The sequence below is a fragment of the Luteibacter sp. GL_149 genome, assembly GCF_057834065.1.
The window spans coordinates 1,975,175-1,998,905 of record NZ_CM174395.1 but is presented as its reverse complement, the minus strand read 5'-3'; the positions used below and the strand labels follow the sequence as shown (position 1 = coordinate 1,998,905).

General features: G+C 65.0%; 18 protein-coding genes. 4 read left to right on the top strand and 14 right to left on the bottom strand.

From position 1 onward, the window contains the following. Window positions 1-9: 9 nt before the first annotated feature. Window positions 10-696 (top strand): DUF2461 domain-containing protein, encoded by a 687-nt coding sequence (locus tag AC3IR3_RS09185; RefSeq protein WP_489196574.1) that lies wholly within the window; start codon window positions 10-12, stop codon window positions 694-696. A gap of 114 nt (window positions 697-810) precedes the next feature. Here the strand turns inward: AC3IR3_RS09185 and AC3IR3_RS09180 are convergent, their stop codons facing one another. The 3 genes from AC3IR3_RS09180 to ligA all read right to left on the bottom strand — a co-directional run bounded on the left by AC3IR3_RS09180 (window position 811) and on the right by ligA (window position 5,651). Then, window positions 811-2,118 carry an MFS transporter gene (locus AC3IR3_RS09180; RefSeq protein WP_489196573.1) on the bottom strand — a complete coding sequence of 436 codons (1,308 nt, stop codon included), beginning with the start codon at window positions 2,116-2,118 and terminating at the stop codon, window positions 811-813. 192 nt (window positions 2,119-2,310) lie between these two features. Further along, a complete protein-coding gene (gene epmA, locus AC3IR3_RS09175; RefSeq protein ID WP_489196572.1) occupies window positions 2,311-3,261 on the bottom strand; it encodes an EF-P lysine aminoacylase EpmA in 951 nt (316 codons plus the stop codon). Next, window positions 3,258-5,651 (bottom strand): NAD-dependent DNA ligase LigA, encoded by a 2,394-nt coding sequence (gene ligA / locus AC3IR3_RS09170; protein ID WP_489196571.1) that lies wholly within the window; start codon window positions 5,649-5,651, stop codon window positions 3,258-3,260. The genes epmA and ligA overlap by 4 nt, the downstream gene beginning before the upstream one ends. Window positions 5,652-5,758: 107 nt before the next feature. Between ligA and AC3IR3_RS09165 the strand changes: the two genes are divergently transcribed. Together AC3IR3_RS09165 and AC3IR3_RS09160 are read left to right on the top strand one after the other, a co-directional pair. Continuing rightward, window positions 5,759-7,198 (top strand): MFS transporter, encoded by a 1,440-nt coding sequence (locus AC3IR3_RS09165; protein WP_132141625.1) that lies wholly within the window; start codon window positions 5,759-5,761, stop codon window positions 7,196-7,198. A gap of 56 nt (window positions 7,199-7,254) precedes the next feature. After that, window positions 7,255-8,427, top strand: a complete 1,173-nt coding sequence (locus AC3IR3_RS09160) for a cation:proton antiporter (protein ID WP_132141624.1) — start codon at window positions 7,255-7,257, stop codon at window positions 8,425-8,427. On the opposite strand, the gene AC3IR3_RS09155 is transcribed toward AC3IR3_RS09160, so the two are convergent. Further along, the gene (locus AC3IR3_RS09155; protein ID WP_489196570.1) at window positions 8,424-9,830 is read right to left on the bottom strand and encodes a cryptochrome/photolyase family protein; all 1,407 of its coding nucleotides are present in this window, start codon (window positions 9,828-9,830) and stop codon (window positions 8,424-8,426) included. The genes AC3IR3_RS09160 and AC3IR3_RS09155 overlap by 4 nt on opposite strands. A gap of 117 nt (window positions 9,831-9,947) precedes the next feature. On the opposite strand from AC3IR3_RS09155, the gene AC3IR3_RS09150 reads away from it, so the two are divergent. Beyond that, window positions 9,948-10,397 (top strand): glycine zipper 2TM domain-containing protein, encoded by a 450-nt coding sequence (locus tag AC3IR3_RS09150; protein ID WP_489196569.1) that lies wholly within the window; start codon window positions 9,948-9,950, stop codon window positions 10,395-10,397. A 690-nt stretch (window positions 10,398-11,087) separates the two neighbouring features. Here the strand turns inward: AC3IR3_RS09150 and lpxK are convergent. The 10 genes from lpxK to AC3IR3_RS09100 all read right to left on the bottom strand — a co-directional run bounded on the left by lpxK (window position 11,088) and on the right by AC3IR3_RS09100 (window position 23,695). Continuing rightward, a complete protein-coding gene (gene lpxK / locus AC3IR3_RS09145) occupies window positions 11,088-12,059 on the bottom strand; it encodes a tetraacyldisaccharide 4'-kinase (protein WP_489196568.1) in 972 nt (323 codons plus the stop codon). A gap of 7 nt (window positions 12,060-12,066) precedes the next feature. After that, entirely contained in the window at window positions 12,067-13,845 is a 1,779-nt protein-coding gene (msbA, locus tag AC3IR3_RS09140) for a lipid A export permease/ATP-binding protein MsbA (RefSeq protein WP_489196567.1), read from the bottom strand. Beyond that, the gene (locus tag AC3IR3_RS09135) at window positions 13,842-14,270 is read right to left on the bottom strand and encodes an ExbD/TolR family protein (protein WP_132141619.1); all 429 of its coding nucleotides are present in this window, start codon (window positions 14,268-14,270) and stop codon (window positions 13,842-13,844) included. The genes msbA and AC3IR3_RS09135 overlap by 4 nt, the downstream gene beginning before the upstream one ends. A gap of 4 nt (window positions 14,271-14,274) precedes the next feature. Next, complete coding sequence (locus AC3IR3_RS09130; protein ID WP_132141880.1) at window positions 14,275-14,913, bottom strand: MotA/TolQ/ExbB proton channel family protein; 639 nt, start codon at window positions 14,911-14,913, stop codon at window positions 14,275-14,277. 150 nt (window positions 14,914-15,063) lie between these two features. Continuing rightward, window positions 15,064-18,456: a GH92 family glycosyl hydrolase gene (locus AC3IR3_RS09125; RefSeq protein WP_489196566.1), complete on the bottom strand. Its 3,393-nt coding sequence runs from the start codon at window positions 18,454-18,456 to the stop codon at window positions 15,064-15,066. A gap of 82 nt (window positions 18,457-18,538) precedes the next feature. After that, window positions 18,539-20,860, bottom strand: coding sequence for a DNA internalization-related competence protein ComEC/Rec2 (locus tag AC3IR3_RS09120; protein WP_489196565.1), 2,322 nt, complete (start codon window positions 20,858-20,860; stop codon window positions 18,539-18,541). 80 nt (window positions 20,861-20,940) lie between these two features. Next, window positions 20,941-21,648: a lipoprotein-releasing ABC transporter ATP-binding protein LolD gene (lolD, locus tag AC3IR3_RS09115; protein ID WP_489196564.1), complete on the bottom strand. Its 708-nt coding sequence runs from the start codon at window positions 21,646-21,648 to the stop codon at window positions 20,941-20,943. After that, entirely contained in the window at window positions 21,641-22,882 is a 1,242-nt protein-coding gene (locus tag AC3IR3_RS09110; protein WP_489196563.1) for a lipoprotein-releasing ABC transporter permease subunit, read from the bottom strand. Before AC3IR3_RS09110 ends, lolD begins: the two co-directional genes overlap by 8 nt. 179 nt (window positions 22,883-23,061) lie before the next feature. Then, on the bottom strand, window positions 23,062-23,391 hold the full coding sequence (locus AC3IR3_RS09105; protein ID WP_489196562.1) for a hypothetical protein: 330 nt from the start codon (window positions 23,389-23,391) through the stop codon (window positions 23,062-23,064). A gap of 55 nt (window positions 23,392-23,446) precedes the next feature. Further along, window positions 23,447-23,695, bottom strand: a complete 249-nt coding sequence (locus AC3IR3_RS09100; protein WP_489196561.1) for an FAD assembly factor SdhE — start codon at window positions 23,693-23,695, stop codon at window positions 23,447-23,449. Window positions 23,696-23,731 lie beyond the last annotated feature (36 nt).

Below are 23,731 nucleotides of genomic sequence, written 5' to 3'. Positions count from 1 at the left end.
CCTTAAGCCATGTCCCACGCCTATTTCTCGCCCGCCACGTTCCGTTTCCTGAAGGCGCTCGTGCGCAATAATCGTCGCGAGTGGTTTCACGAACATAAAGACGATTACGAGCGCCACGTGCGCGATCCGTTCCTGCAACTGATTACCGACCTGCAGGCGCCACTGGCGAAGATCAGCGGGCACTATCGCGCCGATCCACGCAAAGCGGGCGGATCGCTGTTCCGCATTCATCGCGATACGCGCTTCGCGAACGATAAACAGCCGTACAAAGGCTGGGCCAGCGCGCGGTTCTTCCACGAACGACGCCACGAAATCCAGGCGCCCGCGTTCTATCTGCATATCCAGCCGGGCGAGTGTTTCGCGGGCGGCGGCCTATGGCATCCGGAGCCGGTGGCGCTGAAACAGATCCGTGCATTTCTTGCCGACAACCCCGAAGCGTGGAAGCGCGCGACGCGATCGAAGGCATTCGCGGATCGCTTCAGCTTCTGGGGCGAAAGCCTTACCCGTCCGCCGCGCGGCTTCGATCCGACGCACGAGCTGATCGACGATCTGAAGCGGAAGAATTTCGCGGCGGGCGAGAATTTCGATGAAGCGCTGGCTTGCTCCACCGAACTCCTTCCGCACGTGGTGTCGACGTTCAAGCGTCTGGCGCCGATGGTCGACTATTTGTGTGCGGCGCAGGAGCTGGAGTTTTAGGTTTCGTCGCTTCGCAGGCTATCGCGCGCGCACCGTTCCCACAGAGAGCGGTGCGTGGTGCTTTTGATTTCTGTGGGAGCGCGCCTGCGCGCGATAGCCTGCGAAGCGGCGGCACTACCGCTCGTAAAACGCCCGCCGCGTACGAACCAGATACGCACCCACTCCGATGCCGCACACGGCAGCCACGCCGACGTAATGCGCCGGCGCCATGCCACCCAATCGCTCAGCCATATACGACACCAGCGGTGGCGTTGCCGCCCCAAATACGGCGTATGCAAGATTGTACGAGAACGAAATTCCCGAGAACCGCACGGCCGGGGGGAACGCCGCGACCATCACGGCCGGCACGACGCCGACAACGCCGGCGCATAGTGCCGCCAGCGCGTACAGCGGAATGAAATGCACGGCACCGGACGCGAGGTCGACGTAAAGCGCATACGTCGTCGCCACCAACGCCACCGAGCCCAGCAGCAACGACCACGCGCGACCGATCCGGTCGACCAGTACGCCGGCGATGAGACACCCCACGGTCAGCGCCAGCGCCGCCGCGCTGCTTCCGGTGAACGCCCTCTCGCGGTCGACGTGAAAAACCGACTGCGCGAGCGTCGGCGTCATGAGGATGACCACGACAATCGCGGCGGTCAGCAACCAGGTCACCACCACCGAAAGGAAGACGCCCGGCAGGTGATCGCGAACCACGCGCTTAACGGGCAGTTCGTCCGCCAGTTCGCGGCGCTCGCGCATCTGTGCGAATACCGGCGTTTCGCGCAGCCAGCGACGCAGGTATACGGCGAGGAAACCGAATACGCCGCCCAGCAGGAACGGAATGCGCCACGCGTAATCGAGAATAGTCGACGCCGGATAGTGCGCATTGAGTCCGGCGGCGACCAGAGAGCCGATGAGGATGCCGGCGGTCAGACCCGAGGTAAGACTCGCGCAGGCGAACCCCACGCGATTCGTCGGCACGTGTTCGGCGACGAATACCCAGGCGCCGGGAATCTCGCCGCCGATGGCGATGCCCTGCACCACGCGCATCAGCAACAGCAGCAGCGGCGCCAGTACACCCACTTGCGCATAAACCGGCAGCAGGCCGATGCACAGTGTCGGCAGCGCCATCAGGAATACGCTGAGGGTAAACATGCGTTTGCGGCCGACTTTGTCGCCGAAATGAGCCATGACGATGCCACCCAGCGGCCGGGCGAGATAGCCCGCGGCGAAGATGCCGAAGACCTGTACCTGGGCCAGCCATTCGGGCATATGGGCGGGGAAGAACAATTGCCCCAGCACCTTCGTGAAGAAGACGAAGATGACGAAGTCGTAGAACTCAAGCGCCCCGCCCAGTGCCGATAGCACGAGCGTGCGGATGTCCTGGCGGTCGAGGCGGCGTTCGGTGGGGGGAAGTGCGCTGGATTCGTAGGGCATGGGGTTTGGGGTCGCTGGGATTCCGGAGTATGCCTTGAAGCGGGGGATGGGGGATGGGAAGTGGGGGCGCAGTCCCGGCGATCGCCTGAGGGAACGACAAGCACCACGCGGACGTTGCTTCCGCCGGAAGATGTCAGTTCCCTCAGGCGATCGCCGGAAGCGCGCCCCCACTTCCCATCCCCCATCCCCCCTTCACGCCTTCGCGAACGGAAACGCGAGTACGTCGGCGATAGCGTCGGTATCGCCCAGACACATCAGCAGGCGTTCGATGCCCATGGCCACGCCGGCGCAATCGGGCAGCGCGGCGAGTGCATCGAGCAGGTGCTCGTCGATCGGCAATGCCTCGTCGCCGCGCTCCAGACGACGTGCGTTGTCGCGCTCGAAGCGCTCGCGCTGCTCGACCGGATCGTTCAGCTCGTGGTACCCGTTGGCCAGTTCGTAAACGCCCAAATACACCTCGAAGCGTTCGGCCACCGGCGGGTCGCCCGCTCGGATGCGCGCCAGCGCGCACTGGCTGGCGGGGTAATCGTGGATGACGGTGATCTGGTCGCGATGGAAGCGCGGCTGGATGAGATGGGTCATCAGGAGATCGAGCCAGTCGTCCCGGCGCAGTCCGTCCGGATGGATTCCGAACATGGCCAGCGGCGCACGCAGGACGGATTCGTCGGCGGTCAACGGGTCGATCGACAAGGCGTACTGGAAGACATCGCGGTACGTCGTTTCCAGCACGTCGAGCTTGCGTCCCGCCTCTACGCCAAGACGCTCGATCAGGTCGACGACTTCCTTCGCCAGACGGCGATGATCGAAACCGGTCCGATACCATTCGAGCATAGTGAATTCGGGATTGTGCCGACCGCCGGCCTCGCCATTGCGGAATACGCGGCCCAGCTCGTAGCAGTCGCCGATGCCCGCGGCGAGCAGGCGTTTCAGTGGAAATTCCGGCGACGTGCGCAGCCAGCGCTCGCGCGGACCGGCATCCACGTGCCCGGAGAACCGCGTGGAAAAACTCTCGATATTCGGGTCGGTGTTGGCTGCCGCCGAAAGGATGGGCGTCTCTACCTCCAGCACATGGCGTTCGGCGAAGAACGCGCGGATCTGGTGGTAGACGGCGGCACGACGGCGATGTGCGCCGAAGTCGTTCACTGGCCCATTCCGTGTTCAGCCAGCAGCGCAAGAAGTTGTGCCTCGTCCCATACCGGCACGTCGAGCTCCTTTGCCTTGTCGAGCTTGGAGCCGGCCGCCTCGCCAGCGACGACGACACTGGTTTTCTTGGACACCGAGCCGGATACCTTGGCGCCCAGTGCTTCGAGCCGGTCTTTGGCTTCGTCGCGACCGAGCGATTCCATGCTGCCGGTGAGGACGAAGGTCTGGCCGTCCAGCGGAAGGATCGTGGTCTGGGCTTTAGTCGGAAGCGCATCGAGAATGTCGCGCATCGCTTTTTCGGCGCGACGCAGTTCGGCCATCTGGCGCGGATCGGCAAGGTAAAGCTGCAGATTCGTCGCCGCCGCCTGCGGCAGGCCCGCCACGATCCACTGCGCCTGTCCGGCGCGGATCAGGACATCGAGATCGCCATACAGTCCCGCGAGCAGTTTCGTACTCTTCGGGCCGAGCTTGGAGACCTTGGCCATATCCAGCAGAACGTCAAGACCGAGCTTGTCGCGCAGCTTCGCCGAAGGCGTCGTTTCATCGTCGAACACGATGCCTGCGGCCAACAGTTCGTCGACCACGCGCTGGTTGCCTTCCTGCTCGAAGAACGCCGCGATGGATGTCGCGACTTCATCTCCGATATCGGGCAGTACGCGCAGGACGGCGGCGGGCGTTTCGCGTACGAAGCGCAGCGAGCCCAGCCATATCGCAAGCGTTTTCGCCGTGCTTTCGCCGATATGCATGATGCCGAGTCCGAACAGGAAACGCGGCAGCGTGGATGCCTTGCTTGCAGCGATAGCCTCAACGAGGTTCTCGGCCCAGCGCGTGGCGACCTTGCCCTGTTTCACGGTTTCGGGCGTCGTGCCGTCGCGCTCGTCGGCGCGGCGCTTCATGTCGACGAAAGCGTCGACGGTAAGGTGGTAAAGATCGGCGGGTGTGTGCACCATGTCGAATTCGACCAGTGCGTCGACGAAGCGATCGCCCAGGCCGTCGATGTCCATGGCGCGTCGCGAGGCGAAGTGGATCAGGGCTTCCTTGCGCTGTGCCGCGCAGATAAGTCCGCCCGAACAGCGCCATGCCGCGGCGCCCTCTTCCCTCACCAGTTCCGAGCCGCAGACGGGACACGTCGCGGGCATGCTCCAGGGATGCGTATGCGCGGGACGCCGTTCGTCGACCACGCGCGCGACTTCGGGAATGACATCGCCCGCGCGGCGGACGATGACGGTGTCGCCAACGCGAACGTCGAGGCGCGCGACCTGGTCCGCGTTGTGCAGCGTGGCATTGGTGACGATCACGCCACCGACCTGCACCGGCGCCAGGCGCGCCACGGGCGTCGCGGCACCGGTGCGGCCGATCTGGATTTCGATGGCCTCGACCGTCGTCATCTGTTCCTGTGCGGGATATTTGTGCGCGATAGCCCAGCGCGGCGCGCGCGACACGAAGCCCATCTCGCGCTGGCCTTCGTAGTCGTCGAGCTTGTACACCACGCCGTCGATGTCGTACGGCAGGCTGTCGCGCTTCTCGCCGATGCGGCGGTAGTACGCGATCAGTCCATCGAAACCGCGCGCGGTGGACACTTCCGGCGACACCGGAAAGCCCCATGCACGAAGCTGTTGCAGCGTGGCCGAATGGGTGGAGGGAAGCTCGCCATCCTCGACATCGCCGACGGCATAGGCAAAGAAAGCGAGCGGCCGCTTCGCCGTGATCGCCGGATCGAGCTGACGCAACGAACCGGCCGCGCCGTTGCGCGGATTGGCCAGCGGCTTGTCGCCGGCGGCGCGCGCCCGTTCGTTGAAGGCTTCGAAGGCGGCGCGCGGCATGATGACTTCGCCGCGCACTTCCAGTACATGCGGCCAGCCTTCGCCGCGCAGCTTCAGCGGAATGGCCTTGACCGTACGCAGGTTCGCGGTGACGTCTTCGCCAGTCGCGCCGTCGCCGCGCGTGGCGCCCTGTACGAAGACGCCATCGACGTAGCGCAGGCTGATGGCCAGTCCGTCGAGTTTCGGTTCGACGGAGAACACCGGCTCGCGCCGGTGCAGGGTCTGCTCGATGCGCCGTTCGAAGTCCGCGACCTCGCGATAGCGTTCCCGATCGTTGTCGCCCTCGTCTTCGAAGGCATTACCGAGCGACAGCATGGGCACGACGTGCTTCACCTCGGCGAAACCGCCCTGGGCACGCGCGCCCACGCGGCGCGTGGGCGAATCGCCGGTGGCCAGATCGGGGTACTCGGCCTCCAGTGCTTCCAGCTCACGCATGAGGCGATCGTATTCGGCGTCGCTGATCGAGGGATCGTCGAGCACGTGATAGCGGTAATTGGCATCTTCGATGCTCGCGCGCAGGTCTTCAGCGCGCTTGCTGGCCTCGGCGGGAACGGTGGGTTGCGACATAGGACGGGTCCGTGGGGGCCGGGGGGTGCCAGACGATATGAAATCACGATAACTTTCGGTCCATTGCCCATGATTTGCAAGGAGATCGTTCGCTATAATGCGAGGCCATGCCACACGACGTCACCGTTCACCCCACCGTAGCCGACGTCCAGGCCTCGTCCCACGAGGCCACTTCCTCCCGAGAGCAGTTCCGTGGCCTGATCTGGCTGGTTTCCGCCGCTTTCTTCATGCAGGCACTGGATTCCACCATCGTGAACACGGCGGTGCCGGGCATCGCCAACGCGCTCGACGTGACGCCGCTCAGCATGCGCACGGCGCTGACGAGTTACGTCCTTACGCTGGCCATCTTCATCCCCACCAGCCCCTGGCTCTGCGACCGCTTCGGCACGCGACGCGTGTTCGGCGGCGCGATCGTCGTGTTCGCACTGGGATCGCTGCTATGCGGCATCGCGCAATCGCTGCCGCAACTGGTCGCCGCACGCGTCATGCAGGGGCTTGGCGGCGCCGCGCTGATGCCGGTGGGCCGTTACGTCCTGGTCCGGAGCATCGACCGTCGCGAATTCGTCAGCGCCATGACGACCGTCGCGACCTTCGGCCTGATGGGCTCGGTGCTCGGGCCGCTGCTGGGCGGCGCGCTGGTCGAATACACGTCGTGGCGCGTGATCTTCCTGATCAACGTCCCGGTCAGCATCCTCGGCGTCTGGCTCAACAGTCGCGAGATGCCCGTGTACCGGCTCGACCGCGCGCATCCTTTCGATATCTTCGGCTTCATATTATTCGGCGGAGCTTCCGCGCTGTATCTGATGGCTGCGGAAACCGCCGGCGACGGTCACTGGAAAAACGTATTCGGCTACGTCGCGATGGCGACCACGCTGGGATTGATTTACGTCTGGCACAGCCGCCGCACCGAACATCCGGTCAGCGACCTGAAACTGCTGCGCGTCCGCAGCGTCTGGGTATCGCTGGCGGGGAACCTGTTCACGCGCCTGGGTGTGTCGGGCATGTTCCTGTTGCTGGTGCTGTTCCTGCAGATCGGCTGCGGCTGGTCGCCGTTGTGGGCCGGCCTGATGATGGTGCCGCAGGCCATCGGCTCGATCTGTATCAAACCCTTCGTCCACCGTCTGCTGGCGTACTTCGGCTATCGCCGGCTGCTACTGGTCAACACGATCGCGATTTCAGTGGTGCTGTGCTGCTTTGCTTTCCTGTCGCCGTCGACGCCCATGTGGGCGATCGGTCTGTTCGTATTCGTCTACGGCTCGTTCATGTCGCTGCAATACACATCGATGAATACGCTGGCCTATGTCGATCTCGACGTAAGCCATGCCTCGATGGCGTCCTCGATGGCCTCGACCGCGCAATACCTCTCGATGAGTTTCGGCATTGCGCTCGCGTCGCTGCTGATGGCCGCTTTCATCGGCGACCGCACGCCTGAGCGATACATCTGGGCGTTCCGGTATTCCGTCGTTATCCTCGGCATGGTGACGCTGGCCGCCAGCTGGGTTTTCTCGCGTCTGCGGGAAACACGTCCGCACGAGACCGGGCGCTAACGGGTATAAAGGACACCGCGCCTTCCTCCGCGGCTTCGATCAAGGTCGATCAAACCATGCACGACGCAAGCGACATCCTGCTCACCCTCTTCATCATTTTCGTCGCCGCGCAAATCGGCGGCGAAATCGCCCAGCGCCTGCGCCTGCCCGCCGTGGTCGGCGAAATCGCCGCCGGCTGCGCCATCGGTCCTTCCGCGCTCGGCTGGCTGCATATTGATCAGATCGCCTCGGGCACACCAATCGACGTACTCGCGGAAATCGGCGTCATCCTGCTGCTGTTCTCGGTCGGTCTGGAAACGCGGCTGGACGATCTGAAAAAAGTCGGCCGCAGTGCGTTCATGGTCGGCGTTCTCGGCGTTGTGATTCCGTTCCTGATGGGGTCGCTCTGGGCCCACGGATCAGGTTTCGACTGGGTCAAGTCCATGTTCGTGGCCGCGGCCTTCGTCGCGACATCGGCGGGTATTACGGCGCGCGTGCTACAGGAACTGGGCGTGCTTCAGCGGCAGGAAGCCCGCATCATCCTGGGCGCCGCCGTGATCGACGATATCCTCGCCATGCTGCTGCTGGGCGTCGTGTCCTCGTTGCAGGACGGCGGCGCGCTGGACGTCAAATCCCTCGCATTTACCCTGCTTGGCGCGGTGGGCTTCATCGCCGTCATCGGCTGGGGCGGTACGAAGGTCATGCGTCGCGGCTCTGGGTGGCTCGACAAGCCCAGCAACCCGATGTCGCCGCTGGCGATCGTTCTCGCGCTGTGCCTCGGCCTTGCCTTCCTGTCCACCCGGTTCGGTCTGGCGGCGATCATCGGCGCGTTCCTGGCCGGCATGATCGCTTCGGAATCCCGCCAGCGCGACGACCTGGAGCATCAGACCGCGCCGCTGCTGGCCTTCCTGACACCCTTCTTCTTCGTGGTCACGGGCGCCAAGGTGAATCTCGAAGAGCTGGCCGACGGCAAGGCGTTACTGATGCTGCTGGTGGTGACCGTGATCGCCATCGTGTCGAAGCTGGCCGGCGGTTTCCTCGGCGCCCTGTCGCTGGGACGCCGCGGCGCCGCCATCGTGGGTTTCGGCATGGTGCCCCGTGGCGAGGTGGGCGTGGTCATTGCCTCACTCGGCCTGGCGGCCGGTGTGTTCAACGAGCAGATCTACGCGATCATCGTCGCGATGTCGCTGCTTACCGCGATGGTGACCCCACCGATTCTTTCGCTGCTATTGCGCAAAGACAAAGACTAGGCCTTCGTGCGCCGATACGCCGCCAGCGCGTCCTCGCGGGACGATTTCAGATCGACGAGCGGCGCCGGATAGCCCGTGCGCCGCAGGATGGTGGGATCTTCCCAGGGTGCATGGATGCTGCTGGCGGGTACGTCCGCAAGCTCCGGTATCCATCGGCGGATATAGGTGCCGTCGGGATCGAACTTCTCCGATTGCGTCACCGGATTGAAGATGCGGAAATACGGCGCCGCGTCCGCACCGCTTCCGGCCACCCACTGCCAGCCAAGCGAATTGTTCGCCAGATCGGCGTCGAGCAGCGTGTCCCAGAACCAGCGCGCGCCATGGCTCCAGTGTTGCCGGAGGTTCTTGGTCAGCAGGCTGGCAACCAGCATGCGTACACGGTTATGCATCCAGCCCGTGGCCCATAGCTCGCGCATCCCCGCGTCGACGATGGGGATACCGGTACGCCCTCGTTGCCAGCGTTTCAGGATGGCAGCGTCGCCGTCTTTCCAGCGAAACCCGTCGAAGCGCGGATTGAAATTTTCCGTGGGCGTTTTCGGAAAGTGGTAAAGCAGGTGATGCCCGAACTCGCGCCATCCGAGCTGGCGCAGATACGGTTCGATATCGACGTGACGCCGGGAGTCCGCGACCTGTGCGCGCAGACCCGCGGCTACCTGGCGCGGCGTCATCTCACCCCAGTGCAGATGTGGCGAAAGCCGGGACGTACCATGCCGCGCCGGCAGGTCGCGCGCTTCCGTATAGGCCGACACGGCATCGTCGCCGAAGAGTTCCAGCATCTCGGCCGCACCCGCTTCGCCGGGCGCCCACCCGGAGAACCCGGCTGCCCATTCGATACCGGGCAACAGGTCGAGGTCGCCCACGGAAAGGCCATCGGCCATCTGGACGCAACGCAACGACGACGGCACCGGAAGCGGCGCCGCGTCGTCGAGTTGCACGCGCAGGGAACGCCAGAAAGGGGTAAACACTTTGTACGGCTGATCCTGTCGGGTCATGACCTCCCAGGGCTCACGCCATAGCGACCCACGATGGACAGCCACGTCGATGCCCTCGGCGGTCAGCGCGCGCTCGATCGCGGCATCGCGGCGCAGCGCCTCCGGCTCGTAGAGGCGGCTCCAGTACACGGCGGACGCTCCCGTCGCGGCCACCATGTCCCGCAGGACCTCGAGGCTGGCGCCCCGCCGGATATGCAACCGGCCATGGAAACGCCCGAGTGCCCCGTCGAGTGCGGCCAGCGAATGGTGCAGCCACCACCGGGCCGCCGCACCGGGCGCCCATTCGCCTTCCTCTTCGGGGGCATCGATATACAGGGGTACGATGCGGTCGTAATCTTTGACCGCGGCCGTCAGGGCGGCATGATCCGCAAGACGGAGGTCGCGGCGAAACCATACGATGGCGGTGGTCATTGCCGGATTATCGTATGAATACTCTGAACTCCGTCGCGATTGGTTCAGGCGGAATGCTTAGACTGTGGGCTGAGTCGGCCCGCCCCGTAGCTATGGCCATCCACAAGGAGAGAGATCATGAAGCTGAAGTACGCATTAGGTATCGAGATGGCCGCCCTGCTCGCCCTCGCCGTAAGCGTTCCTGCCACTGCCGCCACGCTTACGCGTAGCGACGGCATCTACGTGCGTTGCGACCAGTGTGGCGTGGTCCAGAGCATCGAATTCAACCAGACCGCGGGCCGCGATCACGGCACCGCTGGCGCGGTCATCGGCGCCATCGCCGGTGGCGTCCTCGGCAACCAGGTCGGCCGTGGCAACGGTCGTACGCTTGCCACGGTCGCCGGCGCGGCGGGCGGCGGTTTCGCCGGTAACGCCATCGGCAAGGGCGGCGGCAGCCAGAGCTACACCCTGCGCATGAAGATGGGTAACGGCCAGATCGCCAACGTCACGGTCAAGGACGCCTCGGCCATCCGTCAGGGCGACATCGTCGTCGTCGACGATCAGGGCAACGTTTCGCGCGTGCAGTAACGCGCGGCGTTTCGTGACAAAAAACCGGCCTCAGGGCCGGTTTTTTTTTGTTCTTCATGTACTGCGGGGGCCGCCTCACGCTCGTGCGTTTGGGAAGCCGTGGCCGGGTTGGCCCTTGGGGCCTTCGGCGCCGTCCCTGCGGGAGCGGGCCGTAGCGCCGCTTTCGCTCCGTCAGTGGGGTATCGCGGCCCTCGGCTAAGGCGGCCCCAAGGGCCAACCCGGCCACGGCACCGTCGACTGCGGTTTGCTGGAGTAAGAGCACGAGCTAAGCAGGTGATCGGACCGGACCGGCGTGCGGTCACGTCTAGCCATGCGTCACGCGCTGCTTTCCCCCACGCGACCGCAGCATCCGGACGAGCCGTCGGCCACCTCCCTCGACGCGACTTGCGCAACCGAGCGCGGCGGGCGGAAAAGGCCCGCAGGGGGCGGACCCGGACGGTCCGCCGTTTTCGCTGAGGCATGGAGGCCGAATCGAAAACCCCCGCCCGCCGCGCGGGCGCGACGGGGCGCAGCCATAGAACACCAGCCGCGCAGCGGCTCTCACTTCCCGAGCGACGGTGGAGACGGAGCGTCGAGGGGGGTGGCCGACGGCTCTTCGCGAAGCATCCCAGCGCTACGGCAATAGCGATGGCAAGGCCGAACCTTCTCTCAGCAGTGCGCAAAGAACCAAAAGGGCGACGCAAAACTGAGCTATCGCAGACGTGCGGCCAAAGCGTCGTAAAAGCTTTCGGGCAACTCCGCCGCTACCGGCACGCGCCACCAGTTCGGCTGGGCGAACGGCAGGCACTTCACCGCATCCTTGTCGGTCATCAGCACCGGGCAACCATCCTCGAAGAGGAGGTCGCTCGCCGAAAACGCATGGTGATCCGCGAATGCATGGTCGCGTGAGTCGATGCCCTGCTCCCGCAGGCTACGGAAGAAACGCATGGGGTTTCCGATGCCCGCCACCGCGTGTACCGGACGGCCGACGAACTCCGACAGGGGCGCAACCTGGGAGGGGTCGGCCACATTGACGGCGAAGCCGCCGTGCAAGGTCATCGGAATTTCCAGGTCCGACACCCGGCCGCCGTTGTTGACGACGAAGTCCACGCGTTCGAGCCGCGCCAATGCTTCGCGCAAGGGGCCAGCGGGCAGCAGGTGCCCGTTGCCGAAGCGGCGCTCGCCGTCGATGACGCAGATCTCGATATCGCGCGCCAGACGGTAGTGCTGGAGGCCGTCGTCGGCCAGAACCACGTCGCAACCGGCGTCGACCAGCAACCGCGCCGCCTCGGGACGTTGACGGCCGATGGCTACCGGCACGCCGCTCTGGCGAATCAGGCAGGGCTCGTCGCCCACGCGCGCCGGGTCGGGCCGGTCGTCCAGCAACAGGGGGCCGCGTTCGGAACCGCCATAGCCGCGACTGACTACGCCGGGCTTACGGCCGCGTGCCCGCAGGGCTTCGGCCAGCGCAATGATGAGCGGTGTTTTTCCCGTGCCGCCGACGGTGATGTTGCCAACGACGACCACCGGCACGGGCAGGCGAACAGCGGCGCCGGGATCGCGCTCGTAGCGTTCGGCATTGCGGCGCACGGCACGGCGATACAACGCCTCCAGCGGCAGCGTCCACACGGGTGGCTTGCTACCGTCGTACCAGCGCCGTTGCAAGGCGTCGGCGATACTCACGGCGCGATCAGTCCGCCACGACCTGATCGTGGAACTGCATGCGATGCAGCGCGGCGTACTGGCCGCCCTGATCGATCAGGCCGCGATGCGTGCCGAGTTCGACGATGCGTCCCTGATCCATCACGGCGATCTGATCGGCGTGTTCGATGGTCGACAGCCGATGGGCGATGACCAGCGTCGTGCGATCGCGCATCAACCGCTGCAACGCATCCTGGATCAGGCGTTCGGATTCGGTATCCAGCGCACTGGTCGCTTCGTCGAGCACGAGGATCGGCGAGTTCTTCAGGATCGCCCGCGCAATGGCGATGCGCTGACGCTGACCGCCGGAAAGCGAATTGCCGCCCTGCCCGATCTGCGTCTGCAAGCCTTCAGGCATGCGTTCGATGAATTCCAGCGCGTTCGCGGCACGCGCAGCGGCGACAATGTCTTCTTCGGAAGCGCCCGCGAGTTCGCCGTAGGCGATGTTGGCGGCCACCGTGTCGTCGAACAGCACGACGTTCTGGCCTACCCACGCGATCTGCCGGCGCAGCGACGCGAGCGTGTATTCCTCGTAGTTCGCGCCGTCGAGCAGGATGCGTCCGCTCGTCGGCTCGTAGAATCGCGGCAGCAGGCTGACCAGACTGCTCTTGCCGCTACCGGAGCGGCCGACCAGCGCCGTGACGGTGCCGGGGCGGCAATGCAGGTCGACGCCGCGCAGCGCCACGTGATTGTTCTTCGGATAAACCAGATGGATGCCTTCGAAGCGGATATCGCCCTCGACCCTGGCGACCTCACGCGTACCGACATCGCGCTCGGGCGGCTCGTCGATGATGGCGAACAGGTCCTGGCATGCGGCCAGACCGCGCTGAAGGCTGGACTGCACGCTGGTCAGACGCTTCAGCGACGGCAGCATCGCACCCATGGCGGTCAGCACGGCGAAGAACACGCCGGGCGTGATGTGCTCCAGCGCACGCGGACGCGTGCCGAGATACACGAGCAACGCGAGGGCGAACGCACCGGTGGTCTGGATCGTCGCGCTGGACAGCGCGCTGGTCGATGAAATCTTGAGGTTCAGCGAACGTGCGCGATCGGCGACATCGTCGAAACGGCCCGCTTCGCGCGCCTGTCCGCCGTAAATACGTACTTCGCGATTGGCGCCGACCACTTCTTCGACGACGCTGGTCACCGAGCCCATATTGCCCTGCAAACGCTTGCTGATCTGACGATAGCGACGGCTGACCACCGTCACGATCAGCACCACGCAAGGCACCAGCACGAGCAGCGCCAGCGTGAGGTAGGCGCTTTGATAGAGCATGACTGTCAACATGCCGACGACCGTGAGGCCTTCGGTGACCGCCACCTTCAGGGCATCGGTCGACGCCTGCGCGACCTGCTCGCTGGTATAGGTGATGCGGGAAATCTGCTGACCGCTGGGCTCGCGACCGAAGAAGGTGGCGGGTAACCGCAGATAAGACGCGAAGACATCCTTGCGGATCGACTGCACGACGCCGCGGCCGATATAGGCGATGCCATAGTCGGTGGCGTACGACGACACGCCACGCACCAGGAAGATCGCCATGATCCAGATCGGCATCCAGAAAATCGTGTACGGATCTTTCAGCGTGAACAGGTCGTCGATCAGCGGCCGGATGAGATTGGTGAACAGCGACAGACACGCCGGATCGATGATCATGCCGATGATGGCGATGGTGCCGATCGACCAGTACCGGCGCGTGTAACCCAGCAGTCGCTTATAGGACTGCCAGCTCTCCGCGTCCCAGACGCTGCTTGCCTTGCCGGCACTCACTTGTCGGCCGCCGCCTCGGTCGGCGTGGTGGCGATCGACAGGTGGGTGAAGCCAAGCTGGCCGAGCGCGTCCATGGCGCGCACCACGTTCTGGTGCGCGGTAAGCGCGTCGGCGCGGATGACGACGAGGCGTTCGCGGTCGGTACCGGCCACGCGCTCGATGGACGTCTTCAGCGGGCCGATGCCCTCGCCGAGGACTTCGTCGCTACCGACCGAGTAGTGGCCGTCGCGGTCGATCACCACGGTCAGCGCCTGCGCCGTGGCGTCATGCGCCTCGGCGCCAGCCTTCGGCAGGTTGACCTGCATGCGCGAGTGCTCGATGAACGTCGTGCTGAGCACGAAGAACATCAGCAGCGTAAGCAACACGTCGATCAACGAGATCACGTTGATCTCGAAGTCGTCTTCTCTTCGTGAACCGATGCGCATGGGATCAGCCGGCGGTGGACACGCTGTCGGCCGCCGTGCGGCGACGCGCGACCGGACGCGGTGCGGACAGATCGTCCAGCAGCGCCGTGGCTTCTTTCTCCATCTCGACGACGTAGCCGCCGACCTTCGAACGGAAATAGCGATGCAGAACGTAGGCGGGAATCGAAACGACCAGACCGAAGGCCGTGCAGATCAATGCCTCGCCGATGCCGCCGGCCATCTTCATCGGATCGCCGATGCCGCCCATCATGACGCTGAGGAACATGCGGATCAGACCAATGACCGTGCCAAGCAGACCCAGCAACGGACCGATGAGCGCGATGGTGCCGAGCGTGTTGAGGTAACGCTCCATGCGATGGACGACGTGACGACCGGTATCTTCGATGCGTTCCTTGATGAGTTCGCGCGGACGGTCGCGGACGGCGAGCGCGCCGGCCAGCAGTTCGCCCAGCGGGGAGCCTTTTTCCAGCGCGGACAGATGCGCGGCGTCGAGGGTATTGGAGCGAGCCCACTGACGCACTTCCGCGCCCAGGCCCGGCGGCAGCACCGACGAGCGGCGCAGCGCCCAGAAACGTTCGAGGACGATCGCCAGCGCCAGCGCGGAACAGATCAGGATCGGCAGCAGGGCCCAGCCGCCTGCCATCAGGATATCGAGCACGTTAACCCCACCGGAAAGCCGGAAAGACAAGCGCGCATCATAGCAGGCCGCCCCGGACGATCTGAGGTGCCGGTAGCATTTGCCGCCAACACCCCGCAGCCCCTGTGTAGGAGCCCGCTTGCGGGCTCCTACCTCTTATGGCTGCGGCTGTCCTGAGAACTCGATCTCGGCCAGGCCGACACCCGCCTTTTTGTCAGCGGCATCGAGCCGGACCCGATACCACGCGTACGCCTTCGGGCTGGCCGCCACGAACGCACGCGTCTGCCGGCGCCAGGGGAACGTTTCGCCACGACGCGAATCGACCGTATCCCAATGCTTGCCGTCCACCGAGCCTTCCAGTCGCCAGCTCTTCGCGTCCGCCGCGACGGATGCCGAGGTCAGCGTATACATCGAGACCGTCACCGGGCGGTCGAAATGCCAGCCGATATCGGCTTTCGCGCCGGGTATCGTGGTTTCGGTATCGGAACGATTGTCGAACAGGCGAGCCAGACCGGCGGCATCCGCCGAGCCGAACGGACTGCCCGACGTGCCGCCGGTCAGGTCGACGAGCGGCGACGGCGCCGAACCTTCCGCCGTGATCGATGCCGGCACCGCATCGGTGCCCGTACCCCAGTGCGAGGGTTCCGGCCCCATCTCGAAATCGAGCGTGGCGCCCTTCGCCAGCAGAGCATGCGGCAGGCTGAGCCGCGTCCACGGCTGTCCGTTGACTTTCAGGCCCTGCACATAGCGATTGCGATCGCTGACGCCCGGCGCACGAATATCGACGGCCGCGCCGTTTTCCAGACGAATCGTCATATGCGGAAAATACGGCGCGCCGATGACGTACTCAGGCGAGCCCATGCGAAGCGGATAAAAACCCGCCGCGCCGAAGAGCCACCATGCCGACATCTCGCCGTTGTCCTCGTCGCCCGGATAACCCTGGCCGATATCGCTGCCGGCATACAGACGCGACATGGCATCGCGCAACTTGTCCTGGGTTTTCCACGGCTGCCCGGCCACGTCGTACATCCAGATGATGTGATGCGACGGCTGGTTGCTGTGTCCGTACTGGCCCATGCGCACGTCGCGCGCTTCCAGCATTTCGTGGATCACTTCCCCATAGCCGCCCACATTAAACGTGCCCGGCGTCGTGAAGAAAGCATCCAGTTTGTTCGCCAACGCGTCGCGTCCGCCGTAGAGCGAGGCGAGACCCGCGCCGTCCTGCGGTGCATGGAACGCCATATTCCATGCATTGGTTTCCGTGTAATCGTCGCCCCACCGCGTGGGATCGAATGCCGCGGTTTCATAGCGCCACTTGCCGTCCGCCGCACGACCGACGAAGAAACCGGCCGGCTTGTCGAACAGGTGTACGTAGCCCAGTGCACGCGAGCGGTAGTACGTCGCATCGTCGGTGTAGTGCTTGCGGTAGGGATCGCTGGCGGGTGCTTCGCCTGCGAGCGCGGTGGCGAGATTGCCGATAGCGAAATCGTTGATGTAACCGTCCATCGACCAGGACAGTCCCTCTTCGACGCCCGTGTCGGTATAGCCGTTGAACAGCGAACGCTCGATACCCTTGCGTCCGGCGCCGGGCACATCGCTGACCACCGACGCGTTCTTGATCGCGGACTGGTAGAAGCTGGCGACATCGAAGTTGCGCACGCCTTTCAGCCACGCATCGGCAAACGCGACATCGGAACTGGTGCCGACCATCAGATCGGCATAACCGGGCGAGGACCAGCGCGCGATCCAGCCACCGTCGCGGTACTGCTGGACGAAGCCGTCGATCATCTGTCCGGCTTCGGTCGGCGTCAGCAATACATACGCGGGCCACGCCGTGCGGTAGGTATCCCAGAAACCGTTGTTGACATAGATCTTGCCGTCCACGATGCGCGCGCCGGTCGCGGTCGGCGTGTCGGTGCCCGTCGCAGCCGAGAACGGGCTGGCGTAGCGATAAACCGGCTTTTCGGGCGTCCCCGTGTTCTCGTAGGCCTCGTTCGGGTAGAGGAACAGGCGATAGAGATTGGAGTAGAGGGTCGTCAGTTCGTTCTGGCTGGCGCCTTCCACGTGGACGATGTCGAGCTTATCGTCCCACGCACGGCGCGCGCGTTCGCGGACGGACTCGAAAGTATCGTTCGCGGCAATTTCCTGTGCGAGGTTTTTCTTCGCCTGATCCACGCCGATCAGCGACGTGGCGATGCGCATGGTGACCGCGCGTGCCGCCGCATCGCGCGTATCGAAACCGAACCAGGCGGCGACGTGGTCCCTGCCCTCGCCCGTCAGCTGTCCGCTTTCGGTCACGGGACGATCGAACGTGGCGTAGAAGAACAACCGGGTCGCACCGGTGGACAGGCGGCTCTTCACGTCCGACCAGCCCTGGATGGCGCCGTTCGCCGCGTCGAGCGACACGCCGCCGGTGTCCTCGCGGTTGTCGAACACCAGCTGCGAACGATTGCCCGCGAAGGTGAAGCGGAACATCGCCGCATGATCCGTCGGAGCGATTTCGGTGACGATGCCGTTGTCGAAGCGCACCCGGTAGTAGTCCGGCTGCGCGGTTTCCGCGTCGTGCCCGAACGAAAGCGCCCGCGTTTCGCGATGCAGCGGCGGCGCGCCCGTCGCGACAGCGGTGGGCATGATCTGGAAGGTCTGGCGATCGCCCATCCACGGACTGGGTTCGTGCGATAGCGAGAACGCCTCGATGCGCGGCCGGTTATCCGCGCCATTGCGCTCCTGGTACTGGTATATCCAGCTGGAACCGGCGTTGGTCGTCGGCGTCCAGAAGTTGAAACCATGCGGCACCGCGACCGCCGGGAAATTATTGCCGCGCGAGAACCGGCTGTTGGCGTTGGAGCCCCGGCGCGTGTCGACGTATTCCGAAGGATGGCTGTGCGTGGCGACATCCGCGCGCGCGATACGTACGTCGTCCAGCCAGCCTTCGTACGCTTTCCCCACAGGTGCATCGGTGCGGACGACGATCCGGCGCACATGCCGTCCTTTCGCCACGTCGCCCAGCGCGATGCGTACATTGTTCCACTGGTCGGGATGAGCCACGCGGCCATCGCCCTGACCTTTTGCCGTCGCCGGGACGCGGTACTGGTCGATCGCGCCCGATCCCGAAAGCGTGGAACCGTCGTCGAATTCCAGATCGACCGCCATGAAGTTCGCCGGGTTCGACAGGTCGCCGTCGACGGAGCGCGGGAAGAAGACGTAGGAGAGGACCATGCCTGGCGCGACGGCCACGTTCACGTCGAAGATCCGCGCCGAGACGGTCTTGCCCGTGCCGGTGCCGGCATAGCGCAGCGAATGGGTGCCGGTGAATCCGACATCGGCCCTGGCCGTCAGGGCCGCCTTCGCGGGCGGACCGCCGGCGACACCGACCGTGAGGTCGTTGCGGTTCGATGCTTTCGGGGGAGTTTCGCCCTTCTCGAAGGAACGTACGAAAACGTCATGAGTATCGGGAGCGATGCTCGCCGCCGCGCCTGTCGATACGCAGAGCAACGGCAACGCCGCGCTCAAGGTTGCCCTGCCCCACCACCGCTTCGCTGCTGTCACGCGCCTAACCCCCTTGGACCGGAATCCTCGATTTAAATCGTTCTAAATCGATGCTGTCAAACTGCGGCGCAGCATTTTTGGACTATTCGCGCCAATAGCGACGGCTCGATTGCCGCCACCGACGAGCCATACGTGGCGCAGCGTCCCTGGGAAACGTCAGCTCGATGGCGCCGTCGACCGCCGTCGAATGGAATGCCGACCCGACATCGCGATATCGCGCCACGATGGCGGCGTGCGGATGTCCGAAACGGTTACGCCAGCCCGCGGACGCAATCGCGATGACCGGGCTTACCGTGTCCACGAAACCTGCCGTCGACGAGTAACGGCTACCGTGGTGTGGCACGGTCAGGATGGTCGGACGGTCGGTCGCGAGTACATTGCGCAGGCTTCTCTCGACGCCGGCGCTTATGTCGCCGGTCAACAGCAACCGGCCGCCATGGCCCTCGATGGAAAGCACGCAGGAGCGATCGTTGCCTTTGCCCGCGTCATCGCCCGGGCCGGGATGGATAAAGCGAAACCTCACGCCATCCCATTCCCATGCGTGCCCGGCCACGCATGCCGCACCCTCGACGGCACTGCGCAATGGCTCGCCGAGATAACGCACGGCATCGGGATAGCGCGATGCGACGGAGGCAGCCCCACCGGCGTGATCGCTGTCGCCGTGGCTCACCACCAGCGCATCGACGTCGTGCGCGCCAAGCGCATCCAGCGACGGCAGCACGACGCCCATACCCAGGTCGAAGCCAGATGCGAACGATGCCCCGGTGTCGTAAACGAGGGTATGCCCGGCCGTGCGAACGACCACCGCGAGACCTTGCCCCACATCGAGAACCCAGGCCCGGAACGCGCCCGATTCGGGCACGTCGCGTGCGGGCAGTGCCAGCGGCAGGAAAGCGAATGCGCCAAACGCCCGCAGCGGCAGACCCTGTGGCGCGAACAGCCATGCGGCGCCCGCCGTGGCGAGCATCACGCGCCACACGCCGCTACCGGGTACCGATATCCGCGTGCCCGGCCACGTCGCCATATGCTCCAGCATCCACCACTGGGCGTTCATCGCGCTGGCGGCAAGCGCGAGCAAGGGCCCCGCCAGCGGTGCGGCGATCGCCATGCACAGGCAACCGGCCAACGTCAGCGGAACGACGATGAAGCTCACCAGCGGAGCCGCCACCAGATTGGCAAGCAGCCCGACCAGCGAGGCTGTTCCGAAGAACCAGAGCGATATCGGCAGCAACGCCACCGTCATCAACAGCTGTGCGCGCAAGAGTTCCGTCAGCCACGCGCGCACGCCGCGACCCGCGCGCGGCAGACAGAGCATCAGCAATCCCACACCCGAGAAGGACAGCCAGAATCCCGCCGAAAGCACGGACAGCGGATCGACGACGAGGACCGCAAGCAGCGCAAGAGCGAGCGCGGATGCACCGCCCGCCGGCCTTCGCGCGCAGGTCGCCAGAACGACGACGGCGATCATCAGCAGCGTGCGCACCGTGGGAAGACCCAGGCCCGCCAGCACACTGTATGCACCTGCGACGGCGAGTCCCGCGATCGCCTGTACCGGTCGCCGCGCGGACCGTAGGGCCAGGGCAGGAAACAGAGCGTATAGCGCCGCTACGAAGCCTGTGCCTGCGACGGCCGCCACGCCAACGTGGAAGCCCGAAATCGCGATCAGATGCGATACGCCATTGGCCCGCGCGATGTCCCAGTCGTCGAGCGTCAACCCGCGCACGTCGCCAACCGCCAGCGCCTTCAGGAGCCGCGCATCGTCCAGACCGACAAGCCGTTCGATGTGTCCGGCGATACGTTCGCGCCAGCGCGCCGCGCATGCGCCGGCGTGTCCGGCCATTTCGTTGCGCGGCCCCTCGCGGACGTAACCTGTCGCGACGATGCCTCGCTGCAATGCCACGCGTTCGGCATCGCTGCCTCCGGGATTGACCATGCCGCGCGGACGCCGCAGGCGCAGCGCTAGCCGCCAGCGCTCGCAGGCCCCCGGGACCACCGGTGCGCGGAACCACGAAAGGCGGATGTCTCCGTCGAGGTCGACCGTTTCGTCGCCGAGCCATGCCCTGCCCGGACGCAGAACGAAACTGGCGTCGGCTCCGCGCACTACCGGCAGGTCGACGATGCGGCCTTCCACCATGACGTCGACACCTTCCAGCGCGACCGGAAGACGCCGCTCCATGCCGACCGCTCCATGGATGGCGGCCCAGCACGCCGCTACGACGAAGATCGCCGCCAGACGCCAGGACGCGCGGCGCAGAAACATCGAACCGGCGGTTGCCGCAACGAGAAGCGCCGCGGACAGGCCGACGGATGGCAGCGTGGGCAAGTACTGCACCGACACCGTGCCGGCGAGGAAAACCCCGGCAAGGCGTGACAGCGACGGCCATCGGGCCGGCTCGGCATCCATGCGGGAATCACCTGCGCGTAGCGGGGACTCCCGAGGTTACCCGCGCCGCGCGAAGCACACGGCGCGTCGTGACGTGGGCGTCAGGCGCTTTCGCGCGTCCGCTCGTGCAGTTCGCCCGCCGAAAGTTCCAGCGTGCGATCCATGCGACCCGCCAGGCGCGAATCGTGCGTCACCAGCACGAAGCTGGTGCCGATTTCGCGGTTGAGTTCGAGCATCAGTTCGTACACGTGCGCGGCGTTGGCTTCGTCGAGATTGCCGGTGGGCTCGTCGCCGAGGACACAGGCCGGCCGCGTCACCAGGGCACGCGCGACGGCGCAGCGCTGGCGTTCGCCGCCGGACATTTCGGCCGGACGATGACGCAGGCGCGCGCCGAGGCCGACCCGCTCCAGCAAGGCTTTCGCTTCGCGCTCCGCCTGGGCGATGCCGGTGCCGCGAATCAGCAGCGGCATGCACACGTTCTCCAGCGCCGTGAACTCGGGCAGCAGGTGATGGAACTGATAGATGAAACCCAGCGAACGGTTACGTACGCGACCGCGCTCCGCATCGGAAAGATCGGACAGCACGCGACCATCGACTTCGACCTTGCCGGCCGAGAGCGTATCGAGGCCGCCGATGAGGTGCAGCAGCGTGCTCTTGCCCGAACCCGATGCGCCGACGATGGCCATGGTTTCGCCGCGGCGCAGTTCGAAGTTGACGTTGGACAGCACGTCCGTGCGCAGATCGCCCTCCTGGTAGATCTTCGCGACGCCGGTGGCGCGAAGGACGATCTCTTGCGTTGGATTATTCATAGCGGAGTGCCTGGGCCGGCTGCGTCCGTGAGGCGCGCCACGCGGGATAAAGCGTCGCGAGCAGTGCGAACAGGAACGTGACGACGACCACCCAGCCCACGTCGCTCCACATGAGCTGGCTGGGCAGTTCGCTGATGTAATAGACGTCGGGCGAGAGGAAGCTCTTGCCCGTGACCTGCTCGATACCCTTCACGATAACCGGCAGGTTGATCGACAGCACCGCACCGAGCAGCACGCCGAAGGCAATGCCCACGATCCCGACAAGCACGCCCTGCACCATGAACATGCCCATGATGCTGCGCGGCGTGGAACCCAAGGTTCGCAGGATGGCGATATCGGCCTGTTTGTCCGTAACCAGCATCATCAGCATCGAAATAAGATTGATCACCGCCACGAGGATGATCAGCGAGAGGATGATGAACATCACCCGCTTCTCCATCTCGATAGCGCTGAAGAAGTTCGAATGCGTGTCCATCCAGGTTTCGACGCGATACGCCTGGCCCAGCTGGTTGACGAGTGCGCGCGCGACAGGGAAAGCAAGACGCATATCGTCCAGCTTGAGGCGGATACCCGTCGGACCGTCGAGACCGTTCAGCCGCTGAGCGTCCTCCATCGACACCAATGCCAGATTGGCGTCGTATTCCTGCATGCCCAGTTCGAACACGCCGCTGACCGTGAAGCTGCGCAGCTTCGGCACGGCACCCATCGGCGTTGCCGTGAACTGCGGCACGACGACCGTCACCTTGTCGCCGACATCGACGCCCAGCGTAAGCGCAAGCTCGCGACCGAGCACGATCTTCCAGCTACGGTCGGTGAGGTCGGTCAGCTTGCCGGAGACCATATGCTTGTCGATGTCCGACACTTTCGGTTCCAGCGACGGCACGATGCCGCGGATCACCGCGCCGCTGGGGCGCCGGGCCTGCAGGAAGGCCTGCGTTTCGACGTAAGGCGCGGCACCCAGTACGTGACCGGTGCCTTCGGCGACTTTTACCGCGCGCGGCCAGTCCTGCACGGTTTCGCCAATGCCGGACACGGTGACGTGGGCAATGGCGCCGAGAATGCGCGTACGCAGTTCGCTGTCAAAACCATTCATCACCGACATCACGGTAATCAGCGCCGTGACGCTGATCGCGATGCAGACGATGGAGACGGTGGAAATGAAGGAGATGAACTGGTTGCGACGCTTGGCGCGCGTGTAGCGCAATCCGATGAAGAGCTCTAGGGGTCTGAACATACCTGTCGATCGCAGCTTTAGGGGGGCGGTGCCGAAAGGCATGCGCCGCGCCCGGCAGAGTGCCCGAACGGCGAGGCGGCGGCAAGCCGCCGCACAGCGGCGGCCACACGGACGTTCAGCCGCGCCGGATACCTACGAAGCATAATGCCGCGCTCCCACAGAGAGCGAAAGCCGCATCGTTAAAGCGAACCAGCCGTTGCCAGACGGATCCGCAGCGTGCGGCGCAGGTCGTCGTCCGCGTTGTCTTTGTAGAGGAGAACATGGCCCCGACCGGTGGCCCAGCGAAGCTCGAAAGCCAGCAGCTGGCCTGACGCCCTGCCCTTACCCAGTATGGCGGGCAGTTCGTCGGCACCGATCCGAACGGTCCAGTCGCCTTCGGACGACCACGCCACGCCCTCGATACACGGCGCCCGGAATTGCCGCATACGTGCATATCCGGACACGGCGATACCGACCACGAGAACGACCTTGATCCATGGAGAGAGTGCCGCGACGGCCACGGAAAACACGGCCAGAACCAGAACGCATGCCAATATCCGGGCTACGAACCCCGACGGACGGTATTCAAAGGCGATTCCTCGCGCGGATGTCATCGATGATGGCCTGCCAGTCGCCACGGGTCGGATGGGCGTAACCCATCACCCAGTCCCAGAGATCGGGATCCTGCGCTTCGAGCAGTTCGTCGAAAGCCATCCGGGTCGCCTCATCGGCGTCGGCGTAACACGTGTCGAGCCATCCGCCAAACAGCTTATCGAGCTCGCGCGTACCGCGACGGGCACGCCAGCGCAGGCGTTTCAGGCGAGAATCTTCCATCGGGATGGCGACCTGCTTTCTTGGCTCGGGATGGCT

Excerpts from the sequence above, each read along its gene's own strand:
- AC3IR3_RS09135 (WP_132141619.1), bottom strand. The coding sequence starts at position 14,270 with ATGCGCATCGGTTCACGAAGAGAAGACGACTTCGAGATCAACGTGATC.
- lolD (WP_489196564.1), bottom strand. The coding sequence starts at position 21,648 with ATGAATAATCCAACGCAAGAGATCGTCCTTCGCGCCACCGGCGTCGCG.
- AC3IR3_RS09165 (WP_132141625.1), top strand. The coding sequence starts at position 5,759 with ATGCCACACGACGTCACCGTTCACCCCACCGTAGCCGACGTCCAGGCC.
- AC3IR3_RS09180 (WP_489196573.1), bottom strand. The coding sequence starts at position 2,118 with ATGCCCTACGAATCCAGCGCACTTCCCCCCACCGAACGCCGCCTCGAC.
- AC3IR3_RS09155 (WP_489196570.1), bottom strand. The coding sequence starts at position 9,830 with ATGACCACCGCCATCGTATGGTTTCGCCGCGACCTCCGTCTTGCGGAT.
- AC3IR3_RS09150 (WP_489196569.1), top strand. The coding sequence starts at position 9,948 with ATGAAGCTGAAGTACGCATTAGGTATCGAGATGGCCGCCCTGCTCGCC.
- ligA (WP_489196571.1), bottom strand. The coding sequence starts at position 5,651 with ATGTCGCAACCCACCGTTCCCGCCGAGGCCAGCAAGCGCGCTGAAGAC.
- AC3IR3_RS09110 (WP_489196563.1), bottom strand. The coding sequence starts at position 22,882 with ATGTTCAGACCCCTAGAGCTCTTCATCGGATTGCGCTACACGCGCGCC.
- AC3IR3_RS09130 (WP_132141880.1), bottom strand. The coding sequence starts at position 14,913 with ATGGCAGGCGGCTGGGCCCTGCTGCCGATCCTGATCTGTTCCGCGCTG.
- AC3IR3_RS09100 (WP_489196561.1), bottom strand. The coding sequence starts at position 23,695 with ATGGAAGATTCTCGCCTGAAACGCCTGCGCTGGCGTGCCCGTCGCGGT.
- AC3IR3_RS09160 (WP_132141624.1), top strand. The coding sequence starts at position 7,255 with ATGCACGACGCAAGCGACATCCTGCTCACCCTCTTCATCATTTTCGTC.
- AC3IR3_RS09120 (WP_489196565.1), bottom strand. The coding sequence starts at position 20,860 with ATGGATGCCGAGCCGGCCCGATGGCCGTCGCTGTCACGCCTTGCCGGG.
- AC3IR3_RS09185 (WP_489196574.1), top strand. The coding sequence starts at position 10 with ATGTCCCACGCCTATTTCTCGCCCGCCACGTTCCGTTTCCTGAAGGCG.